The organism is Pseudoalteromonas nanhaiensis, assembly GCF_051235485.1.
In the GTDB taxonomy this organism is placed as follows: Bacteria; Pseudomonadota; Gammaproteobacteria; order Enterobacterales; family Alteromonadaceae; genus Pseudoalteromonas; species Pseudoalteromonas lipolytica_C.
The window spans coordinates 78192-103640 of sequence record NZ_JBPNYQ010000007.1 but is presented as its reverse complement, the minus strand read 5'-3'; the positions used below and the strand labels follow the sequence as shown (position 1 = coordinate 103640).

General features: G+C 41.2%; 21 protein-coding genes. 11 read left to right on the top strand and 10 right to left on the bottom strand.

Features of this window, described 5'->3' with window-relative positions; genetic code table 11:
* The first annotated feature begins 4 nt into the window (after positions 1 to 4).
* From ACSFVZ_RS08845 to ACSFVZ_RS08815, 7 genes are all read left to right on the top strand, one after another.
* Positions 5 to 1057 carry a sugar phosphate isomerase/epimerase family protein gene (locus ACSFVZ_RS08845; protein WP_135926427.1) on the top strand — a complete coding sequence of 351 codons (1053 nt, stop codon included), beginning with the start codon at positions 5 to 7 and terminating at the stop codon, positions 1055 to 1057.
* Positions 1058 to 1091: 34 nt separating this feature from the next.
* Complete coding sequence (locus ACSFVZ_RS08840; protein WP_235403789.1) at positions 1092 to 2312, top strand: MFS transporter; 1221 nt, start codon at positions 1092 to 1094, stop codon at positions 2310 to 2312.
* Between the two features lie 24 nt (positions 2313 to 2336).
* Positions 2337 to 3029 carry a 3-keto-disaccharide hydrolase gene (locus ACSFVZ_RS08835; protein WP_054552038.1) on the top strand — a complete coding sequence of 231 codons (693 nt, stop codon included), beginning with the start codon at positions 2337 to 2339 and terminating at the stop codon, positions 3027 to 3029.
* A gap of 1 nt (position 3030) precedes the next feature.
* Complete coding sequence (locus tag ACSFVZ_RS08830; protein ID WP_435558630.1) at positions 3031 to 4710, top strand: GMC family oxidoreductase; 1680 nt, start codon at positions 3031 to 3033, stop codon at positions 4708 to 4710.
* A 2-nt stretch (positions 4711 to 4712) separates the two neighbouring features.
* Positions 4713 to 5468 (top strand): gluconate 2-dehydrogenase subunit 3 family protein, encoded by a 756-nt coding sequence (locus tag ACSFVZ_RS08825; protein WP_435558628.1) that lies wholly within the window; start codon positions 4713 to 4715, stop codon positions 5466 to 5468.
* A gap of 73 nt (positions 5469 to 5541) precedes the next feature.
* Positions 5542 to 6372 (top strand): sugar phosphate isomerase/epimerase family protein, encoded by an 831-nt coding sequence (locus tag ACSFVZ_RS08820; RefSeq protein WP_135926423.1) that lies wholly within the window; start codon positions 5542 to 5544, stop codon positions 6370 to 6372.
* Positions 6373 to 6908: 536 nt separating this feature from the next.
* Entirely contained in the window at positions 6909 to 7361 is a 453-nt protein-coding gene (locus tag ACSFVZ_RS08815; RefSeq protein ID WP_135926422.1) for a hypothetical protein, read from the top strand.
* Between the two features lie 22 nt (positions 7362 to 7383).
* Here ACSFVZ_RS08815 and rnd read toward each other — a convergent pair whose 3' ends face one another.
* The 3 genes from rnd to ACSFVZ_RS08800 all read right to left on the bottom strand — a co-directional run bounded on the left by rnd (position 7384) and on the right by ACSFVZ_RS08800 (position 11194).
* Positions 7384 to 8514 (bottom strand): ribonuclease D, encoded by a 1131-nt coding sequence (gene rnd, locus ACSFVZ_RS08810; RefSeq protein ID WP_138557684.1) that lies wholly within the window; start codon positions 8512 to 8514, stop codon positions 7384 to 7386.
* Between the two features lie 48 nt (positions 8515 to 8562).
* Positions 8563 to 10224: a long-chain-fatty-acid--CoA ligase FadD gene (gene fadD, locus ACSFVZ_RS08805; RefSeq protein WP_138557685.1), complete on the bottom strand. Its 1662-nt coding sequence runs from the start codon at positions 10222 to 10224 to the stop codon at positions 8563 to 8565.
* Positions 10225 to 10342: 118 nt separating this feature from the next.
* Complete coding sequence (locus ACSFVZ_RS08800) at positions 10343 to 11194, bottom strand: alpha/beta fold hydrolase (RefSeq protein WP_295512030.1); 852 nt, start codon at positions 11192 to 11194, stop codon at positions 10343 to 10345.
* Between the two features lie 110 nt (positions 11195 to 11304).
* Between ACSFVZ_RS08800 and ACSFVZ_RS08795 the strand changes: the two genes are divergently transcribed.
* Positions 11305 to 12594, top strand: a complete 1290-nt coding sequence (locus ACSFVZ_RS08795) for an alkaline phosphatase (RefSeq protein WP_435558627.1) — start codon at positions 11305 to 11307, stop codon at positions 12592 to 12594.
* A gap of 82 nt (positions 12595 to 12676) precedes the next feature.
* Here ACSFVZ_RS08795 and ACSFVZ_RS08790 read toward each other — a convergent pair whose 3' ends face one another.
* The 5 genes from ACSFVZ_RS08790 to ACSFVZ_RS08770 all read right to left on the bottom strand — a co-directional run bounded on the left by ACSFVZ_RS08790 (position 12677) and on the right by ACSFVZ_RS08770 (position 19920).
* Positions 12677 to 13000 carry a hypothetical protein gene (locus ACSFVZ_RS08790; protein ID WP_135926417.1) on the bottom strand — a complete coding sequence of 108 codons (324 nt, stop codon included), beginning with the start codon at positions 12998 to 13000 and terminating at the stop codon, positions 12677 to 12679.
* A gap of 76 nt (positions 13001 to 13076) precedes the next feature.
* Complete coding sequence (gene tsaB, locus ACSFVZ_RS08785; RefSeq protein WP_435558626.1) at positions 13077 to 13769, bottom strand: tRNA (adenosine(37)-N6)-threonylcarbamoyltransferase complex dimerization subunit type 1 TsaB; 693 nt, start codon at positions 13767 to 13769, stop codon at positions 13077 to 13079.
* A gap of 10 nt (positions 13770 to 13779) precedes the next feature.
* Complete coding sequence (gene yoaA, locus ACSFVZ_RS08780; RefSeq protein WP_063707466.1) at positions 13780 to 15696, bottom strand: DNA repair helicase YoaA; 1917 nt, start codon at positions 15694 to 15696, stop codon at positions 13780 to 13782.
* A 104-nt stretch (positions 15697 to 15800) separates the two neighbouring features.
* Positions 15801 to 17663: a M28 family metallopeptidase gene (locus tag ACSFVZ_RS08775; RefSeq protein WP_435558625.1), complete on the bottom strand. Its 1863-nt coding sequence runs from the start codon at positions 17661 to 17663 to the stop codon at positions 15801 to 15803.
* A gap of 61 nt (positions 17664 to 17724) precedes the next feature.
* The gene (locus ACSFVZ_RS08770) at positions 17725 to 19920 is read right to left on the bottom strand and encodes a M4 family metallopeptidase (protein WP_435558624.1); all 2196 of its coding nucleotides are present in this window, start codon (positions 19918 to 19920) and stop codon (positions 17725 to 17727) included.
* A gap of 387 nt (positions 19921 to 20307) precedes the next feature.
* On the opposite strand from ACSFVZ_RS08770, the gene ACSFVZ_RS08765 reads away from it, so the two are divergent.
* On the top strand, positions 20308 to 21387 hold the full coding sequence (locus tag ACSFVZ_RS08765) for a mechanosensitive ion channel family protein (RefSeq protein ID WP_435558623.1): 1080 nt from the start codon (positions 20308 to 20310) through the stop codon (positions 21385 to 21387).
* Between the two features lie 221 nt (positions 21388 to 21608).
* Positions 21609 to 22892, top strand: a complete 1284-nt coding sequence (locus ACSFVZ_RS08760; RefSeq protein ID WP_199527743.1) for a cation:proton antiporter — start codon at positions 21609 to 21611, stop codon at positions 22890 to 22892.
* Positions 22893 to 22917: 25 nt separating this feature from the next.
* Here ACSFVZ_RS08760 and ACSFVZ_RS08755 read toward each other — a convergent pair whose 3' ends face one another.
* Positions 22918 to 23886 (bottom strand): sensor domain-containing diguanylate cyclase, encoded by a 969-nt coding sequence (locus ACSFVZ_RS08755; RefSeq protein ID WP_435558622.1) that lies wholly within the window; start codon positions 23884 to 23886, stop codon positions 22918 to 22920.
* 83 nt (positions 23887 to 23969) lie between these two features.
* Positions 23970 to 24203, bottom strand: a complete 234-nt coding sequence (locus ACSFVZ_RS08750) for a hypothetical protein (RefSeq protein ID WP_063529102.1) — start codon at positions 24201 to 24203, stop codon at positions 23970 to 23972.
* A 344-nt stretch (positions 24204 to 24547) separates the two neighbouring features.
* Between ACSFVZ_RS08750 and hisG the strand changes: the two genes are divergently transcribed.
* A complete protein-coding gene (hisG, locus tag ACSFVZ_RS08745; protein ID WP_135926409.1) occupies positions 24548 to 25447 on the top strand; it encodes an ATP phosphoribosyltransferase in 900 nt (299 codons plus the stop codon).
* The last annotated feature ends 2 nt before the right edge of the window (positions 25448 to 25449 follow it).

Below are 25449 nucleotides of genomic sequence, written 5' to 3'. Positions count from 1 at the left end.
AAGAATGAATAAAATCAAAGGGCCAGCAATATTTTTGGCGCAGTTTATTTCAGAGCAAGCCCCCTTCAATAACTTTAAAGGTTTATGTGAGTGGGCAAGCGGTTTAGGTTACAAAGCGATTCAAGTGCCAACCTCAAATCCAGACATTTTCGATTTAGAAAAAGCAGCTCAAAGCCAGCAATACTGCGATGAAGTCACTGGTATTGCCACAGAGTATGGACTTACAATTTCAGAGTTATCAACGCATTTGCAAGGTCAGCTAATTGCTGTACACCCTGCCTACGATGAAATGTTCGATAACTTTGCCGCAGAGCATGTAAAAGGTAACCCTGCTGCGCGTACCAAATGGGCAACAGAACAACTAATGCTAGCTGCGAAAGCGAGTAACAACCTTGGCTTAACCACCCATGCGACTTTCTCGGGTTCTTTTTTATGGCATACCTTTTACCCGTGGCCACAGCGTCCACAAGGGCTTGTTGAACAAGGCTTTAGTGAACTTGCTAAGCGCTGGTTACCCATTTTAGATTGCTTTGACGAGTATGGCGTGGACGTGTGTTATGAATTGCATCCGGGTGAAGACCTACATGATGGTGTGACATTTGAGCGCTTTTTAGCGGCAACCAATAATCACCCACGCGTTAATATTCTTTATGATCCGAGCCATTTTGTATTGCAACAGCTCGACTATTTAGCGTTTATCGATATCTATCATTCGCGCATTAAGGCGTTTCATGTCAAAGATGCCGAATTTATCGCAAATGGCCGCTCAGGTGTTTATGGCGGATTTCAGAACTGGCAAGACCGACCGGGGCGTTTTCGTTCTTTAGGTGATGGCCAAGTAGATTTTAAGCAAATCTTTAGCAAGTTAACTCAATATGGTTTTGATGGTTGGGCTGTACTTGAATGGGAATGTTGCTTAAAGCACCCAGAAGATGGGGCAAGAGAAGGCGCTGAGTTTATTAAAGCACACTTGATAAACCCAACAGACAAAGCCTTTGACGATTTTGCCAGTGGCGCAACAAACACTGAGCGTAATAATCGAATTTTAGGTTTATAAAACCGACAACAATTGAACACACAGGACACACAATATGGACAACAATAATTATAACCGCATAGTCTTTCGGCTTTGCTGTATAGCACTGATTGTGACCTCTATGACCTTTGCCATTCGTGCTGGTATTTTGGGTCAACTTGGCAGTGAGTTTGGCTTAACCGACACCGAACTAGGTTGGGTTAATGCCATGGCATTTTTAGGTTTTCCCGTTGCGACTATGGTCGGCGGTATTATTTATAATGCCATTGGCGCGAAGAAATTAGTGGCTTTAGCGTTTATTTGTCATTTACTTGGTCTTGTTTTAACTATCACTGCTGATGGTTTTTGGGGCTTACTGGTTTCTACCTTTTTGATTGGTTTTGCCAACGGGGCTGTTGAAGCGGGCTGTAATCCACTGATTGCAGAAATGTACCCTAAAAATACCACCACTATGCTAAACCGTTTTCATGTTTGGTTCCCTGGTGGCATTGTGATTGGCGCACTTGCGTCGAATTTTATGTCGGGAGCGGGTTTAAACTGGCAATGGCAAGTGGCTTTAATTTTAGTTCCTACGGTTATTTATGGCGCTATGCTGATCAAAGCGCAGTTTCCACGCTTTGATACACGTACTCACTCAACTAGCAGCAATATTCGCCACTTATTCACGCCGTTATACATCTTTTTAATTGCCTGCATGACATTCACCGCAACCACTGAGTTTGGCACACAGCAATGGATTGAGCGTATTTTAGGGTCTTCAGGCGCCTCTCCTATGGTGGTGTTAGCCTTGATCACCGGCTTAATGGCTGTTGGTCGCTTCTTTGCAGGCCCCATTGTACATAGGCTTAATCCTACCGGTGTGTTACTTGGCTCTGCCATTTGTGCAAGCTTGGGGATTTTTATGATGAGTCAGGCCGAGGGCAGCATGATTTATCTGGCAGCGATGCTGTTTGCACTTGGCGTTACCTATTTTTGGCCGACCATGCTTGGCTGCGTTGCTGAATATATTCCAAAGTCAGGGGCGCTGGGTATGTCGTTAATGGGCGGTGCAGGCATGTTTGCTATGAGCATCTGGAACCCTGTAATTGGTAGCTGGATAGATACCGCACGCTCATCGGCACAGGCAAGTGGCGCAAGCGCAGAACAAATTGAAATTTTAGCCGGACAGGCTGTATTACAAAACCTACTGATCTTCCCAATTATTTTAATCGTCGCATTCATTGGGTTGCATCTAGTAATTAATAACAACAAACGCACCGAAAAATGTGCGTCTTAAGCAAGTAAATCGTCGAGGAACACTATGTTTAAATCTCTTAAAGCACTGACTTTAATGCTCACCGTTAGTAGCTGTGCACTCGCTAATGCGGCTGATAATCAGCTTACACAACAAGAAAAGCAAGCTGGCTGGCAGTTGTTGTTTGACGGCAAAGATATGTCGCAGTGGCGTAACTTTAAAAGCGAATCTTTAAATCCTGCATGGGTCGTTGAAGATGGCGCTATGACATTAACCAAAGGTGGCGGTGATCTGCTTACTAAAAAGCAATACCAAAACTTTGAATTACAGATTGATTGGAAAATCTCTACTAAAGGCAATAGCGGTATTTTTGTATTGGCTGATGAAACCGGGCAGATGATTTACTCTCATGCGCCTGAAATTCAAATTATCGATAACGAAGAGCATCCAGATACCGAAATTGACTCGCACTTAGCAGGTTCGATTTACGATTTATTTGCTGCGCCAGTTGCGGCTCACAAGCCAGCAAATAGCTGGAACCATGTACGCATTAAAATGCAAGACAACCACTTGCAAGTTTGGCAAAACGGTATTAGCACCACCAGCATTGTGATTGGTAGTACAACATGGAATACCCTTGTTAAAGGCAGTAAGTTTGCAACTTGGAAAAACTTTGCAACGGCTGAGCAAGGTCATATTGGGCTTCAAGACCACGGTGACAAAGTGTGGTTTAAAAATATAAAAATCAAGGAGCTATAAGATGTCTGATTTTAAACATAAGGTATTAGTTGTTGGCTCTGGTGCTGGCGGTGCAATGGCCGCTTATACGCTAACTAAACTCGGTCACAAAGTGTTATTACTTGAAGCGGGCCGTAATTATGACCCGAAAACAGAAAGCCCAATGTTTCGTCGTAACAGCGAAGCCCCGCTTATGGGTGCAGGTAACAAAGACAAAAACTTTGGCTTTTATGATGCAACCGTTGATGGCGGCTGGCAAGTACCTGATGAGCCATACACCAGCGCCAAAGGTAGCGACTTTTATTGGTGGCGCGCACGTATGTTAGGTGGTCGAACAAACCACTGGGGCCGCTATTCATTACGCTTTAGTGAACACGATTTTAAAGGTAAAAGCCGTGATGGTCACGGTGCCGACTGGCCATTTGAATACGCTGATTTAGCACCTTGGTACGATAAAACCGAAGAGCTTGTTGGCGTATGTGGCACTAATACAGGCCATGAAGATATGCCAGATTCGTCACCGGGTATTTTACAGCCGCCACCAAAACCGCGTGTGCCTGAACTTCTAATTGCCGCTTCTGCAAAGAAAATGGGCATTCAAGCAGTGCCGATGCATCGCGCGGTATTAACTCGCCCGAAAGATGATCGCATGGCGTGTTTTTATGCAACACCTTGTGGCTCTGGTTGCTCAATTGGTGCTGCTTTCCAAACTACGACATCATTACTGCCAATGGCAAAAGCCACCGGAAACTTAAAAGTCATTACCGATGCTATGGTTAAGTCAGTTAAGGTTGATGAGCAAGGTAAAGTCACTGGCGTCACTTATGTTGATAAACACACAGTAACCGAACATGCTATTGATGCCGATGTGGTTATCTTAGCCGCCAGCGCCTGTGAATCAGCACGTATTTTATTAAACTCAAAGAATAAAAATCACCCGAAAGGCCTTGCTAATTCAAGTGGCCAAGTAGGTCGAAATTTAATGGATTCGACGGGTGCGTGGTTAGGTGCGCAAATTCCGGCACTTAAAGGTCGCCCACGTTATAACGAAGATGGACATACCGCAAACCACTTATTTATTCCTTGGTGGGGTCATCAAGCACAAGCTAACAATGAATTAGATTTCCCACGTGGTTATCACTTTGAAATTGGCAGTGGCTTTGGTCAGCCGGGCTCGGGGGTGTCGGGTGATAAACAAGGTTATGGCCCTGCCCTTAAACAACAAATTCGTGATGCATATGGCTCTTACGTTGGCTTTGCCCTACGTGGCGAGATGCTACCGAACAAAGATACCTACATGGAAATTGACGAAAACGTTAAAGACAAATGGGGTATTCCGGTATCAAAGTTCCACTTTAAGTGGTCTGACAGAGAGTTAAAGCAAATCGAACATGGTTTAAAAACCGCGAAACAAATCCTAGAAAACATGGGTGCGACCGTTGGCGAACTCCCGCCTGCTGAAAAGGCAATTTCAAAAGGTGGCGAAATCATCCACGAAGTGGGCACCACACGAATGGGTAGCTCGAAGAAAGACTCGGTCACCAATCAATGGGGTCAAACATGGGATTGTAATAACCTATTTGTAATGGATGCAGGCGTATTTGCTTCTAACCCTCATAAAAACTGTACGCTCACCATCATGACACTGGCAATGCGTAATTCAACTTGGCTTGCTCAACAAATTGATAACGGGGTACTTTAATTATGCATCATCGTAACGAACACGACTCATATAACTATGTTTCTAACATGAGCCGCCGTGAGTCTTTAAAATGGCTTGGCTTATTAGCTGCAGGCTCAGCGGTTGGTTTAACTGCAGGTTGCACAAAAGCACTTGAAGATGACGGTGCATTCTCTGCAAAAGAGCATTGGCCTGATTTAGATATTAAGCCTGTGACCGCTAAAGGCTATGGTCAAGACCCTAATTTGGTAATGCCACCAGAATCACCTTGGCCACTAACCTTAACCGCAGACGAGCTTACGTTAGTAGCGCTATTAGCTGATTACATTGTGCCACGCGAAGGCGCTATTCCTTCAGCCAGTGAGCTAGAAGTACCGGCAGTTATTAATGAGTGGGTGAGCGCGCCTTATGAAGGCCAACAACGCGATAGAATTAAAATTTTAAACTCTCTAGCGTGGCTTAACGATGAAGCGCAGCTTCGTTTTAAAAAGCAATTTGTTGCGCTTAACGAAAAGCAACATCGTGCGATTTTAGACGATATTGCATTTTTAAACGAGCAAACACCTGCGCAATTTCAGCGTATTGGTAAAGCCTTTTTACGCTTTAAAGAATTAGTGCTGGCAGCATTTTTCTGTACACCTGAAGGCTGTAAAGACATAGGCTACCTAGGCAATGTTCCTATTGCTGGTGATTACCCAGGGCCTTCAGATGAAGCAAAAGCCCATTTAGATCAGGTTTTAGCTGAGCTTGGTTTAAGCGAGTACGCCTATACCGATTAACTTTCCCCCTTGTGTTGTTTAATAACACAATTTAATGCAGGGGGTCACTCCCCTGCTTTTTTAGGATTTAAGTATGTTTAAAACCCGCATTTTATTGCTCATTATTAGCCTTGTATTTAGTGGTCAATTATTCGCAAAACTGCCAGTTAGTGTGCAATTGTGGTCAGTCAAAGACACCTTAAAAAATGACTTTCATGGTACGCTTAAATCACTTGCCGAAATGGGATTTGACGGCGTTGAGTTTGCCGGAGATTTTGGCCCTTATTCTGATAACCCTGCGGCCTTAAAAGCAAAGCTCTCTGAATTAGGTTTAGTTGCCAGTAGTGCCCACATCGGCTTTGATGCTCTCACCGAAAGCACTATTGATAGCACCCTACTGTTTTACAAAACCCTTGGTGTTACCACACTCTATGTACCTTGGGATGAGCGAGCATGGCATCCTGAAGGGGTTAAGTCACTGGTTAAAGAGCTCACTAAAGTTAGTGATTATGCAACTCGCTTTAATATGAAGATCGGTTTTCACAATCATAATAAAGAGTTTAATGCATTTAATAACGCTACATTTTGGGATTATATTGCCAGTAACACACCCAAGACCATGCCATTGCAGTTAGATATTGGCTGGGTCAATTACGCAGCTAAAGATCCAATTTACTTCATTAAACAGTACCCTAACCGCACACTTGCTACGCACATTAAAGTACGTACGGTTGAGGGGAGCAACATGAGCCCGATTATCGGCGAAAACAACATTGATTGGCCTGCCATCATCGACACTTTAGAGTCGCACGGCAACACCAAGTGGTTAGTGCTGGAGCAAGAAGAATACCCAAGTGGACTAACACCGCTACAAAGCGTTGCGAAATCAAAACAAAATCTGGATAAAATTTTATTAAATAAGTAATTGATTTTGATCTCTAGTCTGAATTAATTGTTTGTTTAAAAGTAAGTGAGTTTCATACTAAAAACCTAAGAAATCAATACTGACACTGATTATTTTTTATACTTATAAAATCCGTTTTTTTATTCGTCTGTGTCGGTTAAATAGGCATGCAGCTATTAGTTGCATGCCATATTACTTACTATTCACTTTATTGTAAGCAATAACGAAGCTTCCTTTATTTTTCAGTATAGTAAGTTTAATTGGTACTAATAATAAGCTGATTTTAAGTTATCTACAAATAACATTATTCACTTTTTTTGCATTAACCTGCTCTGACCTTTGGTCAATTTAAAGTTGTTTCAAAGCGGCTATAAAACAGCCCTCACAACCACATAATATATTGATTAAAAATATATTATTCATCATTCCTAGTAAAAAACATAGATAAAAAAATAATAATAAAAGCTGAACACTTGTCCCTATTTTCATTTTTTTGGCAGATTGCTTTAAATTCTTGGAGAGGTAGCATTAAGCTATAAAAATCTCAAGGGATGAGTATGAAAGTTCTAAATCTTAAGAAAAGGTCAGAAAAAAAGGTTTATTCTTTTTTAGCCTTATTATTGTTTTTCACATTGATGTTGTTAAAGCTTTTTTCTCCACAGCATATTATTTATGAGCTAATCGCTGCGCTGTGCTTTTTTATCGCGCTGGTTTTGTTCTTTCTGGCAATTAACTGCAAACATGCTCTTACTGTTTGCCGACACGGTATTTATTATCATTCAATTTGGGGGCACCACTACATTGCAGCGCAAGAAATAAAATTGATTCAGCATTACTCAAAGTTTGGTTTAAGCTGCATATTTATAATAGGTCCTAGGTTTATTATATTTGCTCCTTTTTATTGTTTAACATCAAAACAAATGCACAGATTAAAACGATACGATTACAACCTATTACAATGGCTGCAAGTAAGTAATAAACGCGACAAATTTTATGGCTCTAAGCTCTGAGCAATTGCTTAGAGCCAAATTTTTAGTTATCCCACTCTTTAAGGGTGTCTTTTACAAGCTCATAACGCCACGAGTTTAATAAGTCGGGTTTTGAACTGTCTTTACGCTCTTGTGCATCTAGCTTCCAATTCCAACTAATCAATTGATTGATTTGCTTTTTAGATGCAAGCACATCTTCTGGGATTCCATTTGCTTTAGCAGCTTTGGTAATTTTTTGTTTTATATCTTTAGCGGCTTTTTTGTATGCCGGAAAATCAATAAGTCGTTTTAGTTGTGCTGGTTGCTCTTCTGGCGCAACCGCTTTACCCAGCTCGATGCATTTTAAAATTTCAACACCTGAACGGTTTACTTCCATTGGCTCAACACCCGGAACGCGGCGAAGTGCATTAAGACTTACTGGTTTACGTTTAGCTATTTCAACCAAGTTATGTTCTTTTAACACAAAGTTAAGAGCGAGATTTTTGCGCTCTGCCTTTTCACGGCGCCACTTAGCAAGTTCACGTAATACCGCTAAATCATGCGGTCGTAACTGCCAAGCATTTTTAATGTCTTTGTAAAGCTGCTCTGCAGGTGTTTGATAAGCACGTTTTTGCGCGACTAACTCACTTTCACTGATCACAATGTCAAAAAAGCCTGCTTCATCAATTTGTTTTTTAATAATTTCAAAGCATGGGAGTAAATGAAAGGTATCGGCAGCGGCATAATCTAGCTGTTTTTCTGTAAGCGGGCGCTGCAACCAATTAGTGCGCGATTCACTTTTATCAATTTCGATATCTAGTAACTCTTTGACCATATGCGCAAAGCCCATGCAGTTACCATGACCTAAAATTTGCAATGCAAATTGGGTATCAAATAGCGGTGTTGGTACAAAGCCAGCGTACTTTTGAAACACTTCAATATCTTCTGACGGTGAATGCAGTACTTTTAACACCTCTGGGTTTTTAAGTACTTGCCAAAAATCATAGAGCGATAATTCTGCCAGTGGGTCGATTAACGCTAAATGCTCACCATCATATACTTGAATAAGTGCAACTTCAGGGTACAGGGTGCGGCGGCGCATAAACTCAGTATCAATTGCTAATACTGGTTTTCCTATTATTTTTTCTACAAAATCATTTAACTGATTTTGCGTTTCGATCAGTTGGTATTGCACTTACACCCCTTTGTTTTACATAAAAAAGCCGGCTAATGCCGGCTTTTATTATTTCTCTTCGTCCTTTAAGGCTCTTCTAAGAATCTTACCAACGTTGGTTTTTGGTAATTCATCTCTAAACTCAACGAGTTTAGGCACCTTATAGTTCGTTAAATTATCACGACAATGCTTTATTATATCTTTTTCAGTTAAAGATTGATCTTTTTTCACGACAAAAACTTTAACTTGCTCGCCACTTACTTCATGCGGGACACCGATAGCAGCTACTTCAAGCACACCATCGTGCATTGCGACAACTTCTTCAATCTCATTAGGGAATACATTAAAGCCAGATACGATAATCATGTCTTTCTTACGATCAACAATGTAGAAGAAGCCTTCATCATCGTAAGTTGCAATATCACCGGTTGCAAACCAACCGTCTTTTAAGCATTCAGCTGTTGCATCTGGACGGTTATAGTAACCTTGCATAACTTGTGGGCCTTTAACCCAAAGCTCGCCTGGCTCACCTTTCGCTGCTTCTTCGCCGTTTTCAAGCATTAGTTTAATGTCAGTACTTGGTGCTGGTAAACCAATTGAGCCGTTATAACCATCAAGATCATATGGGCTTACAGTTACAAGTGGCGCGCACTCAGTTAAACCATAACCTTCCATTAATTTGGTTTTAGTTACAGCTTGCCATTTTTCAGCAACTGGACGCTGTACCGCCATACCACCGCCAAGTGACATTTTTAAGCTTGAGAAATCAAGTTCAGCAAAACCCGGGGTATTTAGTAAACCATTAAATAAGGTATTTACACCCGTTACCGCAGTAAATTTGTGTTGTGCTAACTCTTTTACAAAACCCGGCATATCGCGTGGGTTTGTAATAAGTACATTTAAACCACCATATTTCATAAATGTTAGGCAGTTAGCTGTTAAAGCAAAGATATGATAAAGCGGCAGTGCCGTGATAACGATTTCTTTGCCACGCTCAAGCACGTTATCTAAACAGCCTGATACTTGCTCAAGGTTACCAACCATGTTGCCATGCGATAGCATTGCACCTTTAGATACACCCGTAGTACCACCAGTGTATTGTAAAAATGCTAGGTCGTTTAAATCAACATCAGGCTTTTTGTAGGTTGCTTCGTTACCAGCCAGTGCATCTGCAAATTTAATTGCATTTGGCAATGAGTAGCTAGGCACCATTTTTTTAATGTGCTTAACCACAAAGTTAACGATGTGCTTTTTAAGACCACCGACCATGTCACCTACTTGGGTAACCACGATGTGCTTAACGTTGGTTTTTGGTAAAGCCTTTTCTAGAGTATCTGCAAAATTAGCAAGAATGAAAATTGCTGATGATTCAGAGTCATTTAGTTGATGCTCTAATTCACGTACCGTATAAAGTGGGTTTACGTTTACCACTACACAGCCTGCACGAAGAACACCTAGAATAGTCACAGGCGTTTGCAGTAGGTTCGGCATCATAACCGCTACTTTATCGCCTTTTTTCAGACCAAGATCATTTTGAATGTACGACGCAACACGTTTTGTAGCACTGTCTAACTCACTATAGGTCAACACTTTACCCATGTTGGTAAAGGCTGGAAGGTCACTATAGTCAGCAAAACTTTTTTCAAACAAGTCGAGTAGCGAGTGATAATGCTCAGGGTCGATTGTTTCAGGCATACCTTCTGGGTAGCGTTTAAGCCAGATTTTTTCCACTCTTAGCTCCTGTTTATAATTATATTTTTTTAATAACCTTAATCTAACTAAGGCCGTTTCTCAATGGAGTAAATACTCTAATGGTGCAGATAATCCCACATTTGGTGCAATTATACAATTAACTTGCTTTATACTGCCCAATAAATGCATGAATGTGCTCTAAGGTTAATGCAGGACTTTGCATATGGCAATGGTGACCTCCAGGTATCTCATGAATTTTTAACTCCTTGTAATATTTACCATATGCCTCTAGGTTATCTTTCACAAAAGGATACCCTTTATCCCCTAAGATAAGCTGACATGGTGCGTTTATTTGTTTGATGGTTGCAATACATTGTGCCTCATCAAAGCGAAATCCTGAGTGATTTTTAAGCTTTGGATCGGTTGTTAAATACCACTTCCCTGCTTTTTCGTAACTATTGCGTGTCATTAATAGCTCAGCTTGTGGGTATTCAAGATCCCCACTTGCAAGCCTTGCACTAATAATGTGCGCTATTGAGTCAAATGCACGAGGCCCTTTAGTGTTTACACGCGCTCTATTTAAAATTGCTTTACGAAGTTGGCTGCTCACTTCATTGCTGTTTGTTGTAACACAGCCTATTCCTTCAATAAAATTTACCGTTGCTACCTTTTCAGGAAAACAGCTGGCAAAAACCCCGGCAACCATGGCCCCCATTGAGTGGCCAACTAAATGCACTTTCGTTACATCTAGTGACTCAATAAACTTATATACGTCATCAATATAGTCAATAAAGTAATAGTGGGCATCACTACTTCGCCAATCAGATAAACCATGGCCAGGAAAATCGAGACAATACCAACGCTGATTAAGCTGCACATTTTGTAACATAGGTATGTAACTATGTGCGTTATCAAGCCAACCATGTAAGGCAATCACAACTTCTTCGCCATGACCAAAGGTTAGGCCATGCATTGCCTGAGTGCCAGTTTGAAAAGAAAAAGGTTGCACAATTGCTCCTATTTATTAAGCGTTTCAACTTAAAGGCGTTTATTTATCGTCTGGCTAGTATACAATAATCCTCGCAGTATAAATAAGGGCACAATAATAAGGTTACATCAATGAAATTAAAATTAAGTCTTTTAGCATTATTATGCTCAGCAGGCTCAGTAATGGCTGAATCAGCACCAAAAAATATCATTTATATGATTGGTGATGGTATGGGCCCGGCGTACACAACTGCATATCGTTACTTTAAAGATGATCCAAATACTAAAGTTGTTGACCCAACTGTTTTCGATACTATTTTACGTGGTATGGCACATACCTACCCTGATGATCATACCTATGTAACAGACAGCGCAGCAGGTGCAACAGCACTGAGTAGTGGCCATAAAAGTTATAATGGCGCAATTGCCGTTGATACTGATAAAAAACCAGTAAAAACCATGCTTGAAGTTGCAAAAGAACGCGGTATGACAACAGCACTCGTAGCTACTTCGCAAATCAATCATGCCACACCAGCAAGCTTTGCTTCGCACAACGAATCACGCCGTAACTACGACGAGATTGCTAACGACTATATCGATAACAAAATCGCAGGTAAATTACCGGTTGATTTAATGTTAGGTGGCGGCACTAAATATTATGTTCGTGAAGACCGTAATCTAGTTGAGGAGTTTAAAGCTGCAGGTTATCAATACAGCGATGACTTCGCAGCAATGAATGACTTAAAACAAGTTCCAGCACTTGGTTTATTCGCTGAAGTAGGTTTACCGTTTGCGCTTGACGAAAATCCAACGCGCCTTACGCAAATGACAACTAAAGCACTTGATTTACTTGATGGTCAAAACGACAAAGGTTTTTTTGTGATGATCGAAGGTAGCCAAATTGATTGGTGTGGTCATGCAAACGACATTGCATGTGCAATGGGCGAAATGGATGACTTTGCTAAGTCAATTGAACAAGCAAAAGCGTATGTAGATAAAAACCCTGATACTCTGCTTGTTATCACCGCCGATCACTCAACAGGTGGTTTAACGCTTGGTGCTCACGGTCAATATAAGTGGGAAACTGAGGTGATTAAAGGTGTTAAAGCAACAGCTGGCACTATCACAAAAGATCTACTTGAAAGCGATGACTTAAAAGCAGTATGGCAAAAGTATTCTGATATCGAATTCACTGATACAAACAGCATTAAGCTTAGCGAAGCTAAGAAAATGGGCGAAAAAGCACTGCTACTTGCTGTAAAAGATATCATCAATCATGCCAGCTTCACTGGTTGGACTACTGGCGGCCACACGGCTATTGATGTGCAAGTATTTGCCTATGGTAAACGTGCTGAAGATTTCTACGGTTCGCAAAACAATACTGCGATTGCCGACAAGCTGATTGATTTTATTAAACAGTAATTTATATTGAATACTGTCCAAGCATAAAAAAAGCCTAAACATTTTGTTTAGGCTTTTTTGTGAATTCAGTATTAGCAATTAGCTAAGCATATACATCAACGCCAATGAGGCTTTGCACTTCGGCGCGGCGCTCTAAGTTAGCAAATTCGGTGTAGGTTGAAATTGCCCGGCTGATTTTTGGGTTGCTTGGTTTGTCATAAATTGTTTGCTGATAGTTTTGCGACTCAGCTTTAAATTCATCGGCAATAGCAACTGCTTGAGGGCTCGATTTAACATATTCGGTTGACGATTTTTGCTCAGCCGTTTGATCTGATATCGCCTTAGGCTTATCAGTAACGGTATTTTTACGGCTATATTGACCAGGAATGTCACCGGTATAAAAGCCTGAGCCAATTGGTAAAGTCAAACTCGTAATTCCACATCAAACATGACTAAATTATGTGCCATAACTGACTGGCACGCAAGTCCCGTTATTCTTTCAGTTACTCTCGGCCTGGTAGCTTTTTCCAAGTCACTGTATCACGAACATATTTAGGCTGTGCATTGGCTGCTGTCACTGTTTCACCGTTAGCAAAAGCCGTTGCAACCGAGGCCAGCATGTATTTCGCATCAGGCAGTAGAATAGTTTCATTTAGACTTACATTTGCAAGTTCTGAAACAAGCGAAGGATAGGTCTGCCAGCCAGTACCCACCGCAGTTGCAGCTGTTTCAGGAAGCGTTAGCAACTCAGGTTTAATAACTTGCTCTTCATCAACAAGTAGCATTAAGCCATTATCATATGCTTTGTAGTGAGCGTAATAAATCTCACCCATACGCGCATCAATCGCAGAAAACACATCACTTGCTTGGTGTTGTTCAAATGCTTGTTGCGCCATCATCTGCAATGTTGATACGCCAACCAAAGGTAAACGTGCCGCATAAGCTAAACCTTGAGCAATCGCAACACTGATGCGCACGCCCGTGAAGCTACCCGGCCCTTGACCAAAACCAATTACATCTAAATCGGTTAGTTTACATTGCGCCTTTGCGAGTAACTCATCAATTAAAGGCAAAATCTTTTGGCTGTGCTGCTGAGGGCACTCTTCAAAATGATGAAATGTTTGCCCTCGATAATGTAGCACCAGCGATAAAGCTTCAGTTGATGCATCTAAGGCAAGAATATTGTGTTTAATCATCTAAGTTACTCTAATTGATCTGTTCTAAAAACGCGTTTGCCATTGCTAAATCGCGTGTGCGGCGCATGGGTGGCAAACTTTTTAAAAATACTTGGCCGTAATGGCGTGTTACTAAGCGGTTATCGCAAATAACCAGCACACCTTTATCTTTACTATCGCGAATAAGTCGCCCTACCCCTTGCTTTAATGCAATCACCGCTTGGGGTAATTGAATATGCGCAAATGGGTCTTTACCTTGCAGCTGGCAATCTTGCATTTTTGCTTGCAATAAAGGGTCATCTGGTGCGGCAAACGGCAATTTGTCAATGATAACACAACTTAATGTGCTGCCTCTAACATCTACGCCTTCCCAAAATGAGGCTGTGCCGAGTAAAACGGCATTACCGTGACGGGTAAACTTCTCAAGGATAATGCGTTTAGACATTTGCCCTTGCATATAAACCGGATAATCCATTTGTGTGGTTAAACCTTCAGCCACTAAGTGCATCATACGATAACTAGTAAACAGCACAAAGCAGCGACCTTTTGCTGATTTTATCAACTCAAGGGTCAGCTTGATAATTGCGTGGGGCATATTATTCGCATGAGACTCAGGTAAGTAGCGCGGTAAGCAAAGTAGTGCTTGTTGTTGATAATCAAATGGACTTTCAACAATCATACTTTGTGTTGGTTTTAAGCCAAGGCTAGCGTTAAAGTGCGCTAAGTCGTTATCGACTGATAAAGTGGCCGATGTAAACACAAAGCCAGCTCCAGTGTCTTTCATCATTTGTGCGAATTTAGCCGATACATTAAGCGGTGTAATGTTTACCGTTAGGTATCGGCGAGTGGTTTCGTACCAATAACTATAGCCCGTTTGTGCGGTATCAAATACACGCTCTAACTGACCTTTAAAGGCCAGTGTACGCTCAAATGGATGCTCTATTTTTTCGCTACGGTCTAAGCATAACTTTAATACTTGGTATAAAAAGTCGAGGTCGCTAATTACTCGGTGCAGTGCTGCACAAATCTCTTTATCAGCCAGCTTTTCACGCCAATCACCACGGCTACCATCAACCCCAAACTGTAAGCGTAAATCTGCCACGCTGGTTTCTAACTTGTTGAGGGTTTTACCTAATTGCAGCATATCCGGGATATCTGCACGGTATATTGCTCGTAAGTCATTAATTAAATCCACCAGCTTTTTGGTGCTAACACTTTCACCAAAATAGTCACTGGCAATTTCACTAAGCTGATGCGCCTCATCAAAAATATAGGCGTCTGCCGTAGGCATTAATTCAGCAAAACCCGTGTCTTTCACGGCCATATCAGCAAAAAACAAATGATGGTTGATCACCACCACATCAGCTTCCATGGCGTTTAAGCGCGCTTTACGAATATAGCAATCTTGAAAATCGGGGCACTCTTTACCCAAACAGTTATCAGCAGTTGAGCTAACATAAGGCAGTACTTTGGCATCTTCTTCTATGCCTATACAATCTGCTAAATCGCCGGAACGGGTTTCGCTTGCAAACTTTGCCACCATCGCGAGTTGATGCATTACATCAGGATCATCAGTTGGCACATGCGCAACATGCTGACTTAAACGATACGTACACAAATAATTTGCGCGGCCTTTTAAAAGGGCGACTTTTTTAGTGGCGCTCAGTGCTTTGACTAAGTTGGGTAAATCACGGTGAAACAACTGCTCTTGTAGTGCTTTTGAACCCGTAGAGATGATGGTTTTGCCTTTTGATTTTAACGCAGGCGCTAAGTAAGCATAGGTTTTACCCGTGCCTGTGCCCGCCTCAACCACTAATTGGTGACGTTTTTTTAAGGCATCGTCAACTGCAACAGCCATGTCAATTTGTGGCTGCCGAGGAGTATATCCATCAAGAGAAAGTGCAAGAGGGCCCGTGGCACTGAAAAGTTGTTTGATAAACTTCGCCAATAGATTAAAAGTGATGGGCAGATTTTACGTAACTGACTTGCCAAGGGCAAGACTAAATGAGGAAGCAAGGCTTCCTCATGGTTAAAAGTATGATTGCGTTTATATCATTGTCCTTTAATCGTTAATGTCACGCCCGATGCAGCTCGGTAACCTTGTAAATCTATGTACCAAGTACCACTTTGTGGGTTATCAAATTGACAACTTTCTTCGTTACCATTTTTGTAAGGTCGGCACAGATAATTTGAGCTTGTTGACGCTGAGCCATAGTTAACATACAAATCTGCATCGCCACTACCGCCAGTAATCGTCACCGTTAAATTACTAAGGCCTGTGGGTATTTGTTGAGTAAAGCGCTGCCAACTACCGGTAGCCACACTCACGTTTGTCTCAGTTCGATCAACGTTTTCGCTGCCACCAGAGGTACTGTAGCTTCCCGTGAGTGACACATTCGAAATCTCATTCCACGCTTCGACCATGACATGATAGGTGCCAGTTTGAACTGACGACATCACACAACTTTCATTACTTGTAGAGGTTGTGCTTTTACATTCAAAGTCTTGTAAGGTCGGCCTACTGCCAAATTTAACGTATAAATCGGCATCGCCCGAGCCGCCCTCGGTTACAAACTCAAGGTTACTGCTCATTGCAGGTACTTCAAGCGTAAAGAATAGCTGCTCTTTTGCTGCGCCCGCCAAACCCGTTTTAGCTACGCCATTTTCAAGCTGATTAGTCGGCTCAGTCACCACATCACCGGCATTTTTTGCCATTTCAGCAACATAACTCACTGCTAGTTTTGCAAATTTACTCGCGTGAGCCGCATCAAACTGGGCATCATTTGATGTGTGGATCAATGGGTTAATATCACTCATTGTTGATTCAAATGGCATTGAGGCGGCAAACCCTTGTTGATACCAAGAGGCATGATCTGAGCAGCCATAACCACATTGATCAAAGCCATAGCTCACTGTGGGTTGATAAGCATCGAGCAACTGCGATAGATACTGATTTTGCGATGAGTTTGTGTAGTCGGTCATCATCACAATATCTGTGCTGCTGCCGTTATTGCCAGTCATATCAAACTGCACCATACCTACAACATTCTTACCCTGAGTTTTATAACTCTGAGCAATATCTTTTGAGCCCCTAAGACCCACTTCTTCAGCGGCAAACCCCATAATTTGAATGGTTCGCTGAGGTTGGTAGTTATTTTCTACAATCGCTTTTAGGGTTTGTGTAAGCACCGCAATACCAGAGGCGTTATCATCTGCACCGGGAGCACGGCCATTACTTGGATTTGACTGATTAATTGAGTCTAAATGACCACCAATAATGACGATTTCATCTGCTTTTTCTGCACCAGGAATGGTCACAATAACTGATGATTGAGAAAAGCTATGGTTAAAATACTCAACAGTTATATCACTGCGGCTACTGGCTATTTGTTGCCAATGGCTCTTTAACCAATCTGCTGCATCAACACCACTTTGCACTGCATAATATCGGTTATGAAAGTTCATCATGCTATTAACCGTATCACTCAGTTCACTAGTATTAATCGAAGATATTAGCGCGTTAACTGTCGCAGCATTATTAATGCTGTAGTTAACAAGGCTGGCATTCATCGCAATGTTCGATACCGCATTTAATTGCTGGGTATAAAGCTCTGCATCTGCTAAAGAATCATGTGCTACAAAACCACCACAGCGATGATAGTTATCGTGCATAAATTCACTTAATCCAGCGATATCCTGCTTGTTAACGCGCATAAAATTAACTTGATTTAAAGCTGATTTTTGCATCGCAAAATTGCTGTTTTGTTTACGTTTACTCACTGTATCTTGTTGAAAGTGCTCTGCAGCAAGGGCATCAATGGTGACCCAAATTGTTTCATCTTGCGCTGCATAACTTAATTGGCTCAGTGACAATATTGCAAAGCCCACTAGGCACTGTGTTAGGCGGGTTGTCATAATCAATCCTTTTATTATTTGTATTAATAAAAAAGGGAGCCGAAGCTCCCTAAAAGGGTGGCTAGTTAGCCGAAATGGTGAGTGTTACACCACTTGCAGCGCTGTAGCCGCGAAGGTCGATATACCAAGTACCCGCTTGTGGGTTTGTAAATGTGCAAGTTTCGCTATTGCCATTTTTATATGGGCGGCAATCATAGCTAGATGTTGTCGATTGCGAACCAAAGTTCACATACAAGTCAGCATCACCAGACCCACCAGAAATAGTTACATCAAGTGACGAATAACCCGCATCTAGGTCTTGCGTGAAACGAGTCCAGCTATTTGTAGCAACACTTAAGTTAGACTCAGTGCGGTTAATCGGTGTTACACCACCACCGCTGCCAGAATCAAAGCTACCTGTAAGTGATACACCTGAAATTTGATTCCACGCTTCTACCATTACGTAGTAAGTACCCGCTTGCACATTACTAATAGCGCAGCTTTCTGTGCTGGTAGATGAAGTGCTTTTACAATCAAAGTTGCTCAGTGTTGGTTTTGCGCCATACATAACGTAAAGGTCTGCATCACCACTTCCGCCAGTTGTATTGAATTGTAAATTCGTTGCACCTGCTGGCACCTCAAGAGTAAAGAACATTTGATCTTTAGCAGCACCACTGATCCCTGTGCGTGCAACGCCATTGGTTAGTTCTTCATCACCGCCCGGAGGTGGCTCAGTCGTACCACAGCTACTACCCGCACTTAAGCTTGAAGTCACACCGACCGCTGCAAGTGCCGCTTGTACATCTGCTGGGTCATAACTTAAATCACAGGCTGCATCCATTACGCCGTTACCTGCTAAATCCCAGTTTGTGCTGGCTGTCCAGTAAAGTTGATTAGCACGTGCCATCACAACGAACGCCTTTTGCGTATCCCAACCTGGTGTGGTTGCAAGGTTATAAAATGCCTTGTTGAATACACCTGAGCTGTAGTGCACATCCATGCCTGAGTAGTAACTGTTTTGATGATCAATGGAGCTGCCATCTTGGGTTGGGTTATTCATGTAACGTAATGCACCGTTACCTTTGAAAATTTCCTGACCTACTAACCAGTCGTTTGAGCCTTTCATGTAAAACTCAGCCGCTTCACCTGCCATATCAGAGAACGCTTCGTTCAAACCACCGGATTTACCAGAATAAATAAGCCCTGAGTTTTGCTCAGTAAAACCATGGCTTACTTCATGCGCTGACACATCAAGACTTACCAGTGGATAAAACGTATTTTGACCATCACCAAAGGTCATGGCACTGCCATCCCAAAACGCATTTTCGTAGTTATTGCCGTAATGAACGCGCATTTTCAATTGGAAAGTTAATGGCGCTGTGCCTACCCAATCGTTATACATATTAAAAATAACGTTACCGAAATAATGCGCATCATTTAAAGGTGAGTACGCACCGTTAATTTCTTTAAAGGTATTTTCAGGGCATGTAAACGAATATGCTGTAGAACCACTCGTACTTCCATTTAAGTTAATGGTTTTTACGTTAGCGTTATTCATCGTACAAGTGTTGCCAGACTGGGTTACATCTAGGCTATCAAAGTCAGTACCGTAAATGTATTTACCGGTTTTTAAGTTACCACCTGGGCCTGTTGCACTAGCATGTTGTAAGTTATCGAAGCTGAATAAGACTTCACCGCTGTTGGCATCAATAATTTGATACGGACGAGATGGGTTATCACCATAAGTCACATAAGATACTTCATACACTAGGTGTGCAACACTATCTTCATCTAGCCAAATAGCTAAACGCGATTGTTCATTATGCTTTTTTAACCCAACTGATTTAATTGCAGCAGGTGAGTTAGCAAGACCTTTCGCCATTGCTTTTTTCTTGTTAAGAGCCGGAGAGACAGAATCGATGTCGGCGGCAATATCATATACCGCAGCACCATGTGCACGTTTTAATTGGCCATTACCATCAAATGTAAGGCTAACCGTATCGCCAATGACAGGTAGACCTTGATACATCTGTTGATAACGACGAGTGGTGTTGCCGTTACTGGTTTTGATTTCTTTTAATACAACTAAATCATTCCCTGCACCTAAACCAACTAACTGATTAGGATTTGCACTCAATACCGATGACGCATTGGTTTGCAAAGCTTGGTTAATCCCTGTTTGTTCGTTTAGGTATTTCTTGTTCGCAGCTACTGCACTTGTTGCTTGAGTCAAAGCAAAAGCAGCAAGAGTTGCTAATGTGATTTTAGATAAATTCACGTTTACGCTCCGTTAGATTGTTATGTATTTAATATTTTCCTAGTAACCGGACTGCACTGTTCCCGATTAGTGACCAGCCTAGATTGAATGGAGCGAAATTGAAAATGAAACAAAAAATTTACAAGTAAAGTATTAGCTCTAATTTAAAACACTATAATTAACAGCAAGATAAGAATTTTCAGGTTTATTAAATGTTAACAAATACAACTTTAATGTAAATTTATTGATACAAAAAGATAACATTTAATAAACATTTGTACCTTTTATTTGTATTTATTTTGCTCACCTTACCATTTGTGATTCACCGCTAAAAATTCAGCTATTAACCAAAAAGCCTAGGTACATAACTTGCAGCTATCGCAAGTATCTAGGGTTTAAGGACTAAGTATGATTACTGAACTAATACAAAATGAATGGCTAAATGAGCCTTGGCTGGTCGTCATTGGCGGCACTGTACTAGCCGCCATAACCCTGTTTTTATTAAAGTTTGTAATTATCTATTGCCTAAAAAAATGGACCCAACGAACTGATTTTGTGTTCGATACCTTGCTGGTTAACTCACTTTCTACGCCATTGACCTTGTGCACAATGATGGTGCTTGTGATCATTTTTGGTCAGTTATTAAACATCACCGGCTTTATGGCCGAACACCCCTTACCTATTGCAGCCACCGCTAAAGCCATTTGTATTTTTGCCTTAGTGTTATTTTTAGACCATTTCTTATTTGGCACCGTTGATTATTACAGTGCCCGTTCAGTGGTGGTTTCGAATAGTCATAGCATCATTAAAGGCTTGATCCGCTGCGCCATAGTCTGTATTGGCTTATTGGTGTTATTGGGCACGTTAGGGATTTCAATCACTCCGATTATTGCCTCTTTGGGCATTACCTCACTTGCTGTTGCTTTGGCTTTGCAACCTACACTTGAAAACTTCTTTTCAGGCGTTCAGTTGGTGATTGATAAACCTATTCGGGTTGGCGACTTTATAGAACTTGAAAGTGGCGACCAAGGTTTTGTTGAAAAAATTGGTTGGCGCTCTACATGGGTAAAAATGTTGCCGAATAACATGATAGTCATCCCAAATAGTCAGCTGTCTAAATCACGCATCATTAATTACTTTTATCCCGAAAAAGAACTCAGCGTCCCCGTTGAGGTGGGTGTTCATTATGGCTCAGATCTTGAAAAAGTTGAGCAAGTGACTTTGGATGTTGCCAGACAGATTTTAAAAAGTCATCAATGGGGTGTTGATGACTACGATACTTTTGTGGTGTTTCACACCTTTGATCAATCAAGTATTAATTTTACGGTGATGCTAAGAGCAAAAGAGTACTTCAACCGATTTTGGGTTAAATCAGCGTTTATAAAAGCACTCCATAAACGTTACGCCGAAGAAGGCATTGTGATCCCTTATCCAATCAGGTCTATAAATACCAGTCAAGAATCTGCCCAGTTCAACAAATTGACCTAACTAAACTTATCAATGCTACATATTTTGCAGGGCTTTTTATGTCTCTTTTTAGACATTTTTAACAGCAATTATACATATGCAATCAGCATCAAGTATTTTTACTCTAAAAAGTCATAAAAATCGCATAAACACTGTGACATACCTATATTAGAGGCGTACTATATGCGGCCAGAAAGTGACAGCTTTCTGCGTCTTGTTATAAAAATATTTAAGGTCAAACAATGAATGCTTGGTACCTCATTTGTTTTCTTTCAGCATTAGCTATTTTTATTGCTTTTGCTAATCAATATATCCTCAAAATGCAAACCACGATTGCTATAACAACTGGCTCTGTTGTTATTTCTTTGCTACTTATTCTTGCCGTTAAAATGCTTGGTGATACAACGGCCCTCGAAATAACTCAGATTGTTTCTAGTATCAACTTTAATCAGTTGCTATTAAAAGGCATGCTTGGGTTTTTGCTATTCGCAGGGGCATTGGAAATCAACTTGGCAGCCCTTCGTAAACAACGATGGGAGATAACTGCATTAGTGCTATTTTCAACCATAACCTCCACGGTCATAGTCGGTTATTTAAGTTATTACTTATTTGCCTTTGTTGGCTGGCCAGTGCCGTTTATTTATTGCTTGCTATTTGGAGCATTAATAAGCCCAACCGATCCGATTGCCGTGTTAGCCATTATTAAACAAATGCGAGCCCCAGAAGGAATTTCTGTGCAAGTTGAAGGTGAGTCTTTGTTTAATGATGGTATTGGCTTAGTCATATTCACCACCATATTTTCAGTGGCCTTTTATGGCACCGAAGCCACTTTTGCTGATGTTGCCGAACTGTTCTTAGTGGATGCCATTGGCGGTATTGTGTTTGGTTTAGTCATTGCATTGGTTGGGCACTTTTTGATCATCAATAGCCGCGATGTGAATATTCGGTTACTTCTAACTTTGACCATCCCAACCGCTGGTTTTGCTGCGGCAAATATATGGGAAATATCGGGCGCACTTGCCATGGTTACCAGTGGTATTTTGCTTGGCAATATTACCCGCTCAAAGGCAACAGAGCGCACAGGGCCTGAAGATACCCGTTATGTAAAAGACTTTTGGCATGCCACCGATAGTTTTTTAAACGCCTTGCTGTTTTTGATCATCGGTATGCTCATCGTGACTATGCCTATTACCTTTGAAGAAATCGGTTTAGGTCTACTCATGGTGCCTGTGGTGTTATTAGCGCGTTTTATAAGTGTAGGTGCGCCATTTGTATTCTTTAAAAAGTATCGTCAATACGATAAACACTCGGTAAAAATCTTAACTTGGGGCGGCCTGCGTGGTGGATTAGCACTAGCAATGGCTGCAGCTATACCTCGTGATCAAGTGATGATTGCAGGGTCTGACTTGCATGACCTAATAGTAATAGTGACTTATGTAGTTGTGATTTTTTCGATTATTGTACAAGGCTTAACAATCTCACCATTGATCCAAAGCAGTATTCAATCTGCTAAAACGCAACAGTGAGTATGCCATTAGTCATTAAAAAGGCTCATAATTGAGCCTTTTTTTGTACCTTTGCGTTATACATTCTACTATCAGCAACAGCTAATAGCTTTGCAAGTGAACAGGGTTGCTGGCCCGAAAAATCAGCAATTCCATAAGAAAAACTCAATATGCTTTGACCTGTAAAACTCGAAGGTAAATTACAAAATGACTGCAGTAGACGTTGCATGATTGTTTCGCATTCTGAGGTGTTTAAATCAGTAAACAGAATCACGAACTCATCCCCACTCAAACGTGCATATAAGTCTGCTTTTCGGCAGTATTCTTTTAGTAATGATGCAAATTCTTTCAGAACTCTATCACCAGCAGAATGCCCAAAGTTATCATTAATGTATTTGAAGTTATCTAAATCTATAAATACCAATTTGGCATTTAATTGCTGCCTAATACACAAATCTAAATAATGCTCAGCAGTGCTTGTAAAACCTCGACGATTAGGGAGCAAGGTCAATTCGTCCATTGTAGCAAGTTGCAATATGGAAAATTCACGCTCAATAATTGCAGCAAAATCTTTCAGCGCTTGAAGATTTTTATTACTCAATGTGCGTGGTTTATAGTCAATAATACACAGTGTTCCAATACAATTACCTGATTTAAGGATGATTGGGCATCCCGCATAAAAGCGAATATGTGGCTCTCCAACTACTAGCGGATTATCTGCAAACCTTTTGTCTTTCAACGCATCATTAATCACAAAAGGTTCGTCTTGTAGGATTGCATGGCCACAAAAAGAGATATCTCGGGCAGTTTCAGTGACATTTAAACCAACACAAGACTTAAACCACTGACGTTGCTCATCAACTAAACTTATGATGCAAATTGGCACTGAAAAGAATTGCTGAGCAAGGCGTGTGATTCTGTCGAAAACAGGTTCTCTTTGCGTATCTAATATTTCAAGCGAACGCAATTCGTCAAGGCGAGCTTGCTCATTCAATGGCACTGCAGGTTTATCCATTAATCTGCCCTGTAAAATATAAATGAACTTACTTAAACGTTAGCAGAAATTGCGCAACTGTTGCAGAAAAATTTGGCTTTCGTTTAAGCCCAGGTATCTAGGTGCTTATTACCCTCTTCATCTTCTTCAATAGCATTTTTACTGTTTTTATCGCCATTTTCAGCAGCTTTTTTACGTCGTTCAATTTCACGTTTTTGCCGTTTTTCGAGTTCAATTCGCTGCACGTTCGCGTCTTTTACGCCCGCAATATGAAACGCGCCTTTACTCTCCAACTGTAAGCGCGTTATGCGACCTAAAAAGGGGATCATGATATCCATTTGTACCTCCTATCACTCCATTTATTATCGGCAGTTATAGCATATACTTTAATTTAGAAAAAAAATGCTTGCCAAAGATTAGCAAAGCATGTTTATCTATATACGTAAATTATTTAAACAGATATACGCACTGGTTTACATAAACGAGTGCAATACAGGAAAAATTATGCGTTTCAATCTGACAACTATCCATCATCACCATCATTCACCGGAATAGCCTGTCAGGTTTTTCGCTGAGAGGTTATTCCTAAAAGGAACCTCTGGCGAGCAATCAACCAAATTATTTATTTTCGCCCTGAGGTTCCCTCGGGGTTTTTAGTTTTTGAATTAAAGGAAAATAAATAATGAGCAATACCAATCGTTTACGAATCGCCATCCAAAAAGGTGGCCGCTTATCAAAAGACTGCCAAGAATTACTTAAGCAATTAGGCGTTAAATTAAACCTTCGTGAACAACGTTTAATCGCACACTCTACCAACATGCCAATTGATGTACTTCGTGTACGCGATGACGATATTCCGGGCCTAGTAATGGACGGTGTGTGTGACCTAGGTATCGTTGGCGAAAACGTACTTGTTGAAGTACAAGCCGAACGCGAACGCCAAGGCGCAGCATTCGAAGTAAATAAACTTTCTAAACTTGATTTCGGTTACTGCCGCCTAGCACTTGCATGGCCACAAGAACTTGGTCCGCAAGATAAAAGCTGGTTTGAAGGTAAACGCATTGCCACTACCTACCCAGAAATCTTGAGCCAGTACCTAAAACGCGAAGGCATTAACGCAAGCACGGTAATGTTAACGGGTTCTGTTGAAGTAGCCCCGCGTGCAGGTTTAGCTGATGCAATCTGTGATTTAGTGTCTACTGGTGCAACATTAGAAGCAAACGGCCTAATGCAAGGCGAGACCATCTTAGAATCAAACGCATGTTTAATTCAAAACAAAGACCTTAAAGACCAAAGTAAACTTGATTTAATCAATACGCTAATGCCGCGTCTACGTGGTGTTCGTCAAGCTAAAGAAAGTAAATACATTATGTTACACGCACCAAAAGCAAAGCTTGATGAAGTGTGCGATTTACTACCAGGTACTGGCCAGCCAACATTGTTAGCACTTGCTGGTAGCGACGATTACGTAGCACTGCACATGGTTAGCAGCGAAACTCTATTTTGGGAAACAATGGAACAGTTAAAAGCACTGGGTGCTAACTCAATCCTTGTTATGCCAATTGAAAAAATGATGGAGTAATA